The organism is Micrococcus sp. (assembly GCF_030523875.1).
GTDB lineage: Bacteria > Actinomycetota > Actinomycetes > Actinomycetales > Micrococcaceae > Micrococcus.
Map to the genome: position 1 here is coordinate 1 of NZ_JAUNHR010000060.1, position 12250 is coordinate 12250.

The following is a 12250-nucleotide window of genomic DNA, read 5'->3' on the forward strand; positions in this document are numbered from 1 at the left end:
TGGCCCTCAACGTCACCGGCATCCCGTTCCTGGGCCTGATGGGCACCGTGGGGGCCGTGTGCGTGGCGATCGCCGTTCTGGTGGCCGTCACCCTCACCCCGGCCCTGCTCTCCCTCGCCGGGATGCGGATCCTGTCCCGGAAGGAGCGCGCCGCCCTCACCGCGGACGCCGCCGCGGACCACGGCGCCGGCAGCCACGCGGCCCGCGCCGTGCGCGCCGCGCACCGCCGGCCGACGATGTCCACCCCGGTGGCGCTGGGCACCGTGCTGGCCGCCATGGCCGCGCTCGTGCTCGTGGCGCTGCCGTTCGGGCAGATGCGACTGGGCCTGCCCGACGGCGGGTCCGAGCCGGTGGGCTCGGACTCCCAGGCGTCCTACGAGCTGATCGCGGAGAAGTTCGGCGAGGGCCACAACGGTCCCCTCGTGGTCACCGCGGACCTGCCCGCGAAGCTCTCCGAGGACGAGGCCACCGAGACCCAGCTGACCGTGGGCGAGCAGCTGGCCGGCGTCGAGCACGCCCGGACCGTGGTGCCCGCCGGGTTCAACGACGACCGCACGGTGGCCATGTACCAGGTGATCCCCGAGGAGGGCCCGAACGCGGTGTCCACCGAGGAGCTCGTGCACTCCCTCCGGGACCTCGACCCCGCGGGCGCGGCGACCTCGCTCGGCGTGGCCGGCGTGACCTCCGGGTTCATCGACGTCTCGCAGAAGCTCTCCGACGCGCTGCCGCTGTACCTGGGCGTCGTCGTCGGCCTGTCCCTGCTGATCATGATCCTGGTGTTCCGCTCGATCCTCGTGCCCCTGATCGCCACCGGCGGGTTCGTCCTGTCCGTGTTCGCGGCCATGGGCGGCGTGGTGGCCATCTACCAGTGGGGCTGGCTCGGCTCGCTGTTCGGGGTGCACAACCCCGGCCCGGTGCTCAGCTTCCTGCCGACCATCATGATCGGCGTGCTGTTCGGCCTGGCCATGGACTACCAGCTGTTCATCGCCTCCGGCATGCGCGAGGCGTACGCCCACGGCCAGCCGGCCCGGCACGCCGTCATGACGGGCCTGCGCGGCGGGCGCGCGGTGGTCACCGCCGCGGCGATCATCATGATCTCCGTGTTCGGCGGCTTCGTGTTCTCGCACGACGCGATGATCCGGCCGATCGGCTTCGGCCTGGCCTTCGGCGTCCTGCTGGACGCGTTCGTGGTGCGCCTGCTGCTGATGCCGGCGCTCATGCACCTGCTCGGCGACGCCGCCTGGTGGCTGCCGCGCTGGCTGGACCGGATCATGCCGGACGTGGACGTGGAGGGCGCCCAGCTCGAGCGCCGCACCGAGCACGGGGACGCGCACGCCCCGGCGGAGCCGGAGGCGGACGCGCCGCGCGTATCCTGACGCCATGCCGTCCACCGACCACTCCCCCGCCCCCGGCGAGCCCGTCCTCGTCCTGCTCACCACCGGACCCGACGGCGCGGCGACCCCGCGCCTGGCCGACCCCGCGGCGCCCCACCTGACCGTCACGGACCAGGGCGCCACCCGCGGCGACGGGCTGTTCGAGACCGCGCTCGCCGTGGCGGACGCCTCCGGCACGTTCGTGATGCGCAAGCCGGGCGCGCACCTGGGGCGGCTGGCCGCCTCCGCGGCCGCCCTGATGCTGCCGGTGCCGGAGGCCCCGGTGTGGGAGGCGGCGATGGCCGCGGGCCTGGACGCGTTCGCCGCGGCGAACGACGTGGCCGAGGGAGACCGCCTGGCCGTGAAGCTCACGGTCACCCGAGGGCCCGAGGTTGGCCCCGGCGAGCCGCCCCGGCCCACCGCCTGGGTGCTGCTCACGCCGGCGGCCCGCCCCGACCCGGCCGAGCGGCGCACCGGCGTGCGCGTGCTGCTGCTGGACCGGGGCCTGGACTCCACCGTGGCCGAGCGGGCCCCGTGGCTGCTCACCGGCGCCAAGACCCTCTCCTACGCGGTGAACATGGCCGCCCTGCGCCACGCGCGCGCCCACGGTGCGGACGACGTCGTCTTCACGAGCGCGGACGGCTACCTCCTCGAGGGGCCGACCTCCACGCTGCTGCTCGCCCGCCGCGGCCCCGACGGCGTCCGCCGCCTGGTCACGCCGCTGCGCCGGAAGGGCATCCTGGCCGGCACCTCGCAGTCGGTGATCTTCGCGGCGGCGCAGGCCGCGGGCTGGGCGCTGGGCTACGGCCCGCTCGTGCCCGCCGACCTCGAGGGTGCGGACGGGCTGTGGCTGGTCTCCTCGCTCCGCGGGGTGCTGCCGATCCGCGCCGTGGACGGCCGCGAGACCCCCGTGGACGCGGAGCTCACCGAGCGGCTCCAGGCCTGGCTCGACGCCGACGGCGACCCCGGCGAGCACGTCTCGGGCGACCCGGTCCGGGACGAGGGCTGAGCCGCACGACTACGCTGGGTCCAGGCCGCGCGCTCCGTGCGGCGACCCCCTGACGCCCCGCCCCGCCCGGGAGGCGGCGTCCCCTGACCGGAAGGAACGCACGCATGGAGAAGCTCGTCCAGAAGATCCTGGCCACCGGCGTCACCGTGGTCGGCGGCATCGTGGCATCGCGCCTCGTGGCCGGCGGCTGGAAGCTCGTCACCGGACACGACGCCCCCTCGGACGCGACGGACGAGACCGTGCCGCTCGTGGAGGCCCTCGCCTTCACGTTCGCCTCCGCGGGGATCGCCTCGGTGCTGAAGGTGGCCGGCCAGCGCGCCGCCGCCGACGGCGTCCGCAGGATCGCGGACAAGACGGGCAAGCGCGTCGACAACGAGGTCTGATCCCCTCGGGGTCCGCCCGTACCGACGACGGCCACCCACCGGAGCGGATCCGGCGGGTGGCCGTCGTCGTCCCCATGGGGCGGGCGGGCGCAGGGCTCAGCGGTCCTCCTGGTCCCCCAGCGGCCCGTGGCCCTCGACGTCCGGCATGGTGGCCGCCATCTGCTCCCGGGGGACGCGGCAGGTCTGCGCGGCGAGGTCGTCCCGGTGCAGCAGGTCGCGGCGCACGTGCTTGGTGCGGTAGCCGGTGCGGCTGATGAGGTGGGAGGCCACCGGCGCGGCGATCATCTGCACCACCCACGCCGCCACGAGCACGGGCACCCAGACCCACGAGCCCCACTCGAGCGCCAGGCCGGTGAGCATGAGCAGCAGCCCCAGCACCTGGGGCTTGGCCGAGGCGTGCATGCGGGAGAGCAGGTCCGGCAGGACCACGAGGCCCACGCCGGCCACGAGGGAGAAGAAGGCGCCCGCGACCAGCAGGGCGGCGGCGAGCCAGTCGACCCAGGTCCCGTCCATCTCAGGCCTCCTCTCGCGTCGGGACGTCGGAGGTGCCCGCCACCAGGGCGGACTCCTCCTGCGGGTGGTCGGGCCGGCGGTCCTCCACGAACCGGGCCACGGTGACGGAGCCCAGGAAGCCGACCGCGGCGGCCAGCAGGACGAGCACCACGGTGTCCGTGTGGTCCCGCACGGCCATGTCCAGGACGAGCGCGGAGGACAGCACCACCAGGAGCACGTCCGTGGCCACGACGCGGTCCAGCAGCGAGGGGCCCTTCACGATCCGGTACACGGACGCCACGGCCCCGATCAGGAGCAGGGCGCCGCCGGCCCAGGCGGCCACGAGCAGGGGTGCGGTCATCGGGGTCCTCCCCGTTCGGCGTCGGTGGGTCCGGCCGGCCCCGGGGTGTCCGGGAGCAGCTCGGCCCGGTAGGCGGGGTGACGGCGGCGTTCGGCCATGCCCTCGGCGTCGGGGGCGGAGTCCGGGTGGGCCCGGAGCAGCGCCATGTCCTCCGTCGAGCCGACGGCGCGGATGATGCCCGCCTCCACCTCGAGCGCGGTGGCGCGGTAGGCGTCCATGTCCTCGTCCGAGTCGACGTCCAGCACGTGCAGGTACAGGACGGCGCGGGCCCGGTCCACGTCCAGGACGATCGAGCCCGGCACCAGGGCCAGCGCGTGGCTGACCAGCGTCATCACGATGTCGTCGTGGCTGCGCAGGGGCACCCGCACCACGGAGCTGCGCACCTGGCCGCGCCGGGTGAGGATCACGCGGGCCACGGACACGGAGGAGCGCACCACGTCCCACAGGAACCGACCCGTGAACACGAGGGCGTGCCAGGGGTTGAACCGGTCCCCGAAGGGCACGGGGGGCATGGGGAAGAGCACCTGCACCAGCAGGGAGAAGACGACGCCGGTGAGCACCACGTGCAGGGCGAAGTCCTGCCACACGGCGCACCACAGCAGCACCATCCCCAGCAGCAGCGGCCACTGCCGCAGGAGGGTGCCCCGGCGCTCGGCCGCGGCCCGGCCCTCCTCGGCGCCGGGACCTCCGCCGGTGACGGCGGTCCGCTCAGTTGCGGGCATCGTGCACCTCCGTCGGGTCGTGGCTGAGGCTGACCGCGGCGCGCTCGGCCGCCTCGGACCCCAGCACCGCGCTGATGTACGGCGTGCGGTCCAGCATGTCGGTGGCGGCCCGGTCGGCGAGGTCGTACAGCGGGCCTGCGAAGACCGTGAACGCGAGCGTCATGACCACGAGGCCGGCGGTCGGCAGCACGAGGCCCATCGAGAGCGGCTTCAGCCGCTTGCCGCGCGCGGTGACGCGCTCGTAGGCGGCCACGAGCTGCGGCGTCGGGTGCTCCACGTCCTCGACCTTCCGCCAGAACGCGCGGGTGTAGGCGCGGACCAGGACGAGCAGCGTCAGCAGGGACACGAGGACGGAGACGCCCACGAGCGTGTAGGCCAGCGGCCCGCCGTCCTGGACGCCGCCGCGCAGCAGGCCCACCTTGCCGAAGAACCCGGACAGGGGCGGGATGCCGCCGAGGTTGAGCGCCGGCAGCAGGAAGAGGACGCCGATCAGGGGCGAGACCTTGGCCAGCGAGCCGAGGCGGTCGATGTTGGCGGTGCCGGCGCGCTGCTCGATCAGGCCCGTCACCAGGAACAGAGCGGTCTGCACGGTGATGTGGTGGCCCACGTAGTAGACGGTGGCGGTCAGGCCCACCTGGGTGGCGAGGGCGAGGCCGAACACCATGTAGCCGATGTGGGAGACCAGGATGAAGGACAGGATGCGCTTGAGGTCCGTCTGGGCCAGCGCGCCCAGGATGCCGACCACCATGGTGAGCGCGGCGGAGACCATCAGCATGTCGTTCACGTGCTCCCCCGGGAAGAGGAGGGTCTCGGTGCGGATCATGGCGTACACGCCCACCTTGGTGAGCAGGCCCGCGAACACGGCGGTGACCGGGGCGGGCGCCGTCGGGTAGGAGTCCGGGAGCCAGAAGGACAGCGGGAACACGGCGGCCTTGATGCCGAAGCCCACCAGCAGCAGGACGTGCAGCACCATCTGCAGGTCGCTGGGCAGCTCGCCGAGCTTCACGGCCAGGTCCGCCATGTTCACCGTGCCGGTGGCGGCGTAGATCATGGCGATCGCGATCAGGAAGATCACGGAGGAGACCACGGAGACCACCACGTACGTGATGCCGGCGCGGATCCGCTGCTCCGTGCCCCCGAGCGTCAGGAGCACGTACGAGGAGGTCAGCAGGATCTCGAAGCCCACGAAGAGGTTGAAGAGGTCGCCGGCCAGGAACGCGTTGGACACGCCCGCCACCAGCACCAGGAACGTCGGGTGGAAGATGCTCACCGGTCCGCCCTGGTCCTGGCCGATCACGCCCTGCGCCGAGGCATACAGGAGCACCGCCAGGGTGATCAGCGAGGACACCACCAGCATGAGGGCGGAGAGCCGGTCCACCACGAGGGAGATGCCCACCGGGGCGGCCCACCCGCCGATCTCGACGGCGGCCACCCCCGAGGTCCACACCTCGGCCAGCAGGAGGCAGTTCAGCACCAGGGTCAGGGTCAGGGCGGTCACCGTGACGGCGACCTGCGCGCGGGCGCGGCCCACCAGCACGAACGTGATGCCCGCGCCGAGCACGGGCAGCATGACGGACAGCGGTGCGAGGTCCGTCAAGGGCGTCGATCCGAGCATCACGGGCGATCACCCCCTTCGGCGGGAGCGCCGACGACGGAGGCGGGCCCGGCGTCGCCGCCCTCCGCGGCGGAGCCCGCGCGGGCCGCGGGGCGGCCGTGGCGCGGGCGGGGGCGCTTGGCGGCGTCCTGCGCGCGCGGCGCGGACGCGGTGGCGAGCTCGTACTCCGCGTTGGGGTCCGCGGCGTCGTCGAGGAACTCGGAGTGCTCCTCCGTGAGGACCGAGTCGTCCTCCGCGTCCCACCAGGACTGCGAGGCGACCTTGAGGTCCTCGACGTCCGCGGCGACGTCGTCCTGGCGCAGCAGCTGCCACGACCGGTAGATCATGGCCACCAGGAACGCGGTGGTGGCGAAGCCGATCACGATCGCGGTGAGGATCAGGGCCTGGGGCAGGGTGTCGCTGTACTCGCGCGGGTCCACGCCCGACTCGTACAGGGGCGCCCGGCCCACCCCGCCGGAGGCGAGGAAGAGCAGCACCACGGCCGCGTTGTTGACGAGCATGATGCCCAGCAGGATGCGGGTCAGGCTCCGCTCGAGCAGCAGGTAGATCCCGCAGGCGAACATGACGCCCATCAGCAGCAGGAGTGCGAGGTCCACGGTCATCACGGGGTGGCCTCCTCGGGGCGGACGGGGTCGGTCTGGGGTTCGGCGGCGCGCGGGGCGGGGTCGGGCGAGGGCCGCGGGCCGGGCCGGAGCGGGCGGGGCCGGGTGCGCCGACCGGCCGCCCGGTACCGGGCCCCCTGCCACTCCTCGCCGCGGCGGTCGATCTCCGCGCCCAGGGAGCGGAGCACGTCGATCACGAGGCCGATCACCACGAGGTACACGCCGACGTCGAACGCCGTGGCGGTGACGAGCTTGAGCGAGTCCCCGAAGAGCGGCAGGTCGTGGAACTCGAGCTTGTAGGACTGCAGCACCTGGCCGCCGAACAGCAGCGGGAGCAGTCCGGTGACGGTCGCGATCCCCAGGCCCAGGCCCAGCAGGGCCCCCGCGGGGATGCGGGAGGCCTCCTGCAGCTCGTAGCGGCCGCCGGCGAGGTAGCGCAGGGTCAGCGCCAGGCCCGCGAGCAGGCCGCCGGCGAAGCCGCCGCCGGGGGTGTTGTGCCCGGCCAGCAGCAGGTACACGGACAGCAGCATGAGCGCGGGGAACAGGAACCGGGTGACCACCTCGAGGATGATCGAGCGGCGCTCCGGGGCCATGGTGTGCCCGGCGGTGAGCCACTGGTCGTTGCGGTCGTCCACCGCGAAGCTGCGGACCACGGACAGCTCGCGGGTGCCGAGGGCGGAGTCGGCGCCGTAGTTGCCCACGCTGCCCGGGACCACGGTGGCCAGGTCCCGACGACGCTTGTCACGGTGCTCCAGGAACACGAGGGACGCCACGCCGGTGGCCGCCGCGGCCAGCACGGTGATCTCGCCCCACGTGTCCCACGCACGCAGGTCCACGAGGGTGACGTTCACGGCGTTGGCACCGTAGCCGAACTCGTAGGACAGCTGGGGCATGGGCAGGGAGATCCGCTCGGCGGTGCGGGCGCCGAGGGCGGTGGCGGCCACCCACATCATCACGAGGGCGAAGCCGACGCCGAGCAGGAGGCGGGGCACCCGACGGCGGCCGGTGGTCTTGGAGTGCCAGTCCGGGGGCAGCACGCGCAGGCCCAGGATCGCGGTGATCAGGATGATGGTCTCCACGAGCACCTGGGTGATGGCCAGGTCGGGGGCCCCGCGCAGCGCGAACAGGGCGGCGGCGGCGTAGCCGGTGACGGAGACCAGCATGATGGCCATGAAGCGACGGCGGGCCCGGACGGCCAGGACGGCGGCGCAGCAGGCGATCAGCACGATGCCCAGCTGGACGGGGGTCTGGAAGGCCTGGAGGTCGGCGTCGAGGAACGCGGTGGCCAGGACGCGGTCCTCCTCCCCCGCGGGGAACACCATGGCCAGGGCGGGCAGGCCCGCCGCGGCGGCGAGGATGATGAACAGGTACCGACGCAGGGAGCCGGTCTGCGTGCGGCCGGTGACCCACACGGCGGCCACGTCCACGGCGCCGACGATCCGCTGGTAGGCCCCGGCGGCCTCGACCGGGAACGCGGTCCGGGCCTGGAGGCGGGAGAAGGGGCGGCGGGCGGCGGCCAGCAGCGCGCCCAGGGCCCAGATGCCCGCGGAGATCGCCAGCACCGGGGTGAAGCCGTGCCAGAGCGCCAGGTAGGCCGGCTCGCCGTCCGGCTCGAGCGCGGGCAGGGCGTCCGTGTGCGCCCGGATGAGGCCCTCGGCGAGGCCGGGCACCAGGCCCAGGCCCACGCACGCGAAGGCCAGGACGGCCATGGGGGCCAGGTCCTCGGCGCTCAGGGCCGAGTGGAACCGCGTCACGGGCACCGGCTCGCCGGCCTCGGAGTCCTGCGGGCCCTTGGTGCCGAACGCGCCCCACAGGAACCGCCATGTGTAGGCGAACGTCAGCACCGAGCCCAGGGCCAGGCCCACCAGGGGCACCCAGCCCCACACGGTGCCGGTGTGCGCGGCGTGGTGCAGGAGGGACTCGAGCACCGACTCCTTGGCCACGAAGCCGAACAGCGAGGGCAGGCCGGCCATGGAGGCGCCCGCCACCACGCCGACGGCGGCCAGCCACGGGTGGCGCCGACCGATGCCGGAGAGCTGGCGCAGGTCGCGCGTGCCGGCCTCGTGGTCGATCACGCCGACCACCATGAACAGGGGCGCCTTGAAGAGCGCGTGCGCCAGGAGCATGGCCAGCCCGGCCATGGCGGCGTCCCGGGTGCCCAGGCCGTTGGCCACCATCAGGAAGCCCAGCTGGGAGACCGTGCCGTACGCGATCACGAGCTTGACGTCCGTCTGGCGCAGGGCGCGCCAGCCGCCCAGCAGCAGCGTCCACAGGCCCACGCCGAGCACGAGCACCTGCCACGAGGCCAGCTCGGCGAAGGCCGGGGCCAGGCGCGCCACGAGGAACACGCCCGCCTTCACCATGGCGGCGGCGTGCAGGTACGCGGACACCGGGGTCGGGGCGGCCATGGCGGCGGGCAGCCAGAAGTGGAACGGCACCTGGGCGGACTTGGACAGAGCGCCCACCAGGACGAGGGCGACGGCGGCCTCCAGCAGCCCGCGCGGCATCCCGCCGTCGAGCAGGCCCGGGGCCGCCGCGAGGATCCCGGAGATCCGCCACGAGCCGGCGTGCACCGCGAGCATGATCAGGCCCACGAGCATCGCGAGCCCGCCGAGGGTGGTGACGATCAGCGCCTGGATGGCCGATCGGCGGGCGAAGATGCGGTGCCCCGAGTACCCGATCAGCAGGAAGGAGAGCACCGAGGTGATCTCCCAGAAGGTGTAGAGCACCATGACGTCGTCCGTGGTGACCAGGCCGAACATGGCGCCGGCGAACGCGAGCAGCTGCGCGCCGAAGATGGCGTTGCGCGGCTCATGCGTGCGGAAGTAGCGGGCGCAGTAGGCCAGCACGAGGGCACCGACGCCCAGGACGATCAGGGACATGAACGCGGCGAGGGCGTCCATGCGGAAGGTCAGCTCGATGTCCAGGTACGGCACCCACGGCACCACGCGCTCGAGGTGGGCGGAGCCGGCCGGGACGGGGCCCCCGCGCTCCAGCGCCTCCTGCAGGGCGGTCACGCGGGGCAGCTGGGTCAGGACCCAGACGAAGCCGGCGGCGGGCACCAGCGCCAGCGCGTAGAACCCCCGACGCCCCGTCCACCGGAACACCACGGGGGCCAGGAGCGCGACGGCGAAGAGGGCGGTCAGCAGGACGAGCATGGAGTCCCTTCGTCGGCGGCGGGGGCGAGGGTCCCCTTGACCTTAGCGGACCGGTCCGCGCATGATCCGCTGCTTCGCTCTCGGCCCATCCTCCCGGGGAAGCTCCGGGACCCGGAGGAGCAGCAGCCCGCCGGCCGTCAGGACCAGCGCGATCACGGGGATGACCACGCGGTTGTCCGGCACGGCCGCGAGCGCGAGCGCCACGAGGGCCGGGGTGATGAACCCCACCGCCCGGCCGGTGGTGGCGTAGAGCCCGAACACCTCGCCGGCCGTCTCCGGGCGGGTGAGGCGGCCGAGGAACGCGCGTGAGGCGGACTGCACGGGGCCCACGAACAGGCACAGGGCCAGGCCTCCGATCCAGAACGCGCGCGGACCGGAGGCCAGGGCCAGCCCGGCGGCGACGGCCACCATGGCGGCCAGCGAGACCAGGATGACGCGTCGGGGGCCGACGGCGTCGTCCAGGCGGCCGCCCGCGAACGCGCCGAGGGCCGCCACCACGTTGGCGGCGATCGCGAAGAGGATGACGTCCCCGGCGCTGATCCCGTAGAGCGTGGTGCCGAGGATGGCCCCGTAGACGAACACGGCGCCGACCCCGTCCCGGAACACGGCGGAGGCGACCAGGAACCGCAGGGTGGAGCGGTCCTCGCGCCACATGCGGACGAGGGTCCGCCCGAGCCCGCGGTAGGCCTCCAGGAGGGACTCGCGGCGCAGGGCCCCGTCCGCGCGGCGGACGGGCGGCTGCTCGGGGACGGCCACGAGCACCGGGATCGCGAAGACCAGGAACCAGGCCGCCGCCACGAGGGCCACTACACGGATGTTCCACGCCTCGGCCTCGGGCACGCCGAACCAGTGGACGTCCCCGGAGACGAACCCGACGTACACCAGCAGCAGGAGCATGATCCCGCCGAGGTACCCGGCGCCCCAGCCGATGCCGGAGACGCGGCCGATCGTGGCCGGCGTCGAGATCTGCACGAGGATCGCGTTGACGTGCACCTCCGCGAACTCGAAGGCCACGGTGCCCAGCGCGATCAGGCTCACCCCGAGCCACAGCAGCCCCGGGTCGGGGGCCACGAGGACGCACGCCGCCGTCGCCGCGATCACCACCGCGGTGGTCAGCCCCAGCCACAGCCGGCGCCGCCCCACCCCGTCCGCGCGGCGCCCCATGGCGGGGGCGGTCAGGGCGACGACGACGCCGGCGGCCGCGTTGGCCGCGGACAGCCACGCGGTGCCCCGGTCGTCCGGGCCGAAGGCGTCCGAGGCGAGATAGGTGCCGAAGACGAAGGTCACCATGACCGCGTTGAACGAGGCCGACCCCCAGTCCCACAGGGCCCAGGCCGCCACCTGGCGTCGGTGGCGCAGCCGGGCCCCGCCCATGTCAGCGCTCGATCCGGGTGATGTGGAAGTCCCGGTGCGAGCGGGAGGCGGTGGGGCCGCGCTGGCCCTGGTACCGGTTCTTGTTCTCCCCGGCCCCGTAGGGGGTCTCGGCGGGCGAGGAGAGCCGGAAGAAGCAGAGCTGCCCGATCTTCATGCCGGGCCACAGCGTGATCGGCAGGGTGGCCACGTTGGACAGCTCCAGCGTGACGTGCCCGGAGAAGCCCGGGTCCACGAACCCGGCCGTGGAGTGGGTCAGCAGGCCCAGCCGCCCGAGCGAGGACTTGCCCTCGAGGCGAGCGGCGACGTCGTCCGGCAGGGTGACCTGCTCGTGCGTGGAGCCGAGGACGAACTCGCCGGGGTGCAGGATGAACGGCTCGGCGGGGTCCACCTCCACGAGGCGGGTGAGCTCGTCCTGCTCCTGAGCGGGGTCGATGTGCGCGTACCGGTGGTTGTCGAACAGCCGGAAGAAGCGGTCCAGGCGCACGTCCACGGACGCAGGCTGGACCATCGAGGTCTCGAGCGGGTCGAGGCCGATGCGGCCGGAGGCCAGCTCGGCGCGGATGTCGCGGTCGGAGAGCAGCACGGGATCACGGTAGCGCAGGGGCGGGCCGCGTGGAGCTCGGCGCGGTCCTGCTCCTGCTCGGGGTGCTGGGCCGCCTGGCCGCCCGGATCGGCATGTCCCCCGTGCCCCTCTACCTCCTCGGCGGCCTGACGATCGGCGTCGGCGGGCTCGTGTTCTCCGGCGTGGGCGCCGCCGGGGACCTGCCCAGCCCCGTGGAGGCGATCGACGAGTTCAGCACCCTGGCCGCCGAGATCGGCGTGGTCCTGCTGCTGCTCACGCTGGGGCTGGAGTACTCGGCCCGCGAGCTGATGACCGGGCTGCGGGGGTCCTGGCGCTCCGGCCTGCTGGACGTGGCCCTGAACTTCACCCCCGGCGCCGTGGCGGGCTGGCTGCTCGGCTGGGGGCCGGTGGTGCCGTCGTCCTGGGCGGCATCACCTACATCTCCTCCTCCGGCATCATCGCGAAGGTGCTCAACGACCTGGGCCGCGTGGGCAACCGCGAGACCCCGGTGATGCTCTCCGTGCTCGTGTTCGAGGACCTCGCCATGGCCGTGTACCTGCCGCTGATGACGGCGCTCGTGGCCGGCAGCGCGTTCCTGG

General features: G+C 73.8%; 11 protein-coding genes and 1 pseudogene. 4 read left to right on the top strand and 8 right to left on the bottom strand.

Annotation, left to right across the window (positions count from 1 at the left end; all coding sequences use genetic code 11):
* The 3 genes from Q4D18_RS08540 to Q4D18_RS08550 all read left to right on the top strand — a co-directional run.
* On the top strand, positions 1-1376 hold a 1376-nt coding region (locus Q4D18_RS08540; RefSeq protein ID WP_303127341.1), incomplete at its 5' end, for an MMPL family transporter.
* Positions 1377-1380: 4 nt separating this feature from the next.
* Entirely contained in the window at positions 1381-2382 is a 1002-nt protein-coding gene (locus Q4D18_RS08545; RefSeq protein ID WP_303127343.1) for an aminotransferase class IV, read from the top strand.
* Positions 2383-2486: 104 nt separating this feature from the next.
* Positions 2487-2765 carry a DUF4235 domain-containing protein gene (locus Q4D18_RS08550; RefSeq protein WP_303127345.1) on the top strand — a complete coding sequence of 93 codons (279 nt, stop codon included), beginning with the start codon at positions 2487-2489 and terminating at the stop codon, positions 2763-2765.
* Between the two features lie 96 nt (positions 2766-2861).
* On the opposite strand, the gene mnhG is transcribed toward Q4D18_RS08550, so the two are convergent.
* From mnhG to dcd, 8 genes are read right to left on the bottom strand one after another with little or no spacing between them, the layout of a single operon-like run.
* Positions 2862-3278, bottom strand: coding sequence for a monovalent cation/H(+) antiporter subunit G (mnhG, locus tag Q4D18_RS08555; RefSeq protein WP_303127347.1), 417 nt, complete (start codon positions 3276-3278; stop codon positions 2862-2864).
* Between the two features lies 1 nt (position 3279).
* The gene (locus Q4D18_RS08560) at positions 3280-3618 is read right to left on the bottom strand and encodes a monovalent cation/H+ antiporter complex subunit F (RefSeq protein WP_303127349.1); all 339 of its coding nucleotides are present in this window, start codon (positions 3616-3618) and stop codon (positions 3280-3282) included.
* The gene (locus tag Q4D18_RS08565; RefSeq protein ID WP_303127350.1) at positions 3615-4340 is read right to left on the bottom strand and encodes a Na+/H+ antiporter subunit E; all 726 of its coding nucleotides are present in this window, start codon (positions 4338-4340) and stop codon (positions 3615-3617) included. The genes Q4D18_RS08560 and Q4D18_RS08565 overlap by 4 nt, the downstream gene beginning before the upstream one ends.
* Positions 4327-5955, bottom strand: coding sequence for a Na+/H+ antiporter subunit D (locus tag Q4D18_RS08570; protein WP_303127363.1), 1629 nt, complete (start codon positions 5953-5955; stop codon positions 4327-4329). Before Q4D18_RS08570 ends, Q4D18_RS08565 begins: the two co-directional genes overlap by 14 nt.
* Positions 5955-6557: a sodium:proton antiporter gene (locus Q4D18_RS08575; RefSeq protein WP_303127351.1), complete on the bottom strand. Its 603-nt coding sequence runs from the start codon at positions 6555-6557 to the stop codon at positions 5955-5957. Before Q4D18_RS08575 ends, Q4D18_RS08570 begins: the two co-directional genes overlap by 1 nt.
* Positions 6557-9715 carry a Na+/H+ antiporter subunit A gene (locus tag Q4D18_RS08580; RefSeq protein WP_303127352.1) on the bottom strand — a complete coding sequence of 1053 codons (3159 nt, stop codon included), beginning with the start codon at positions 9713-9715 and terminating at the stop codon, positions 6557-6559. Before Q4D18_RS08580 ends, Q4D18_RS08575 begins: the two co-directional genes overlap by 1 nt.
* A 42-nt stretch (positions 9716-9757) precedes the next feature.
* Positions 9758-11089 carry an MFS transporter gene (locus Q4D18_RS08585; protein ID WP_303127353.1) on the bottom strand — a complete coding sequence of 444 codons (1332 nt, stop codon included), beginning with the start codon at positions 11087-11089 and terminating at the stop codon, positions 9758-9760.
* A gap of 1 nt (position 11090) precedes the next feature.
* Positions 11091-11672, bottom strand: a complete 582-nt coding sequence (dcd, locus tag Q4D18_RS08590) for a dCTP deaminase (RefSeq protein WP_303127355.1) — start codon at positions 11670-11672, stop codon at positions 11091-11093.
* Positions 11673-11701: 29 nt separating this feature from the next.
* Here dcd and Q4D18_RS08595 point away from each other — a divergent pair.
* Positions 11702-12250 (top strand): annotated as a pseudogene (locus Q4D18_RS08595) (cation:proton antiporter); the annotation flags it as partial.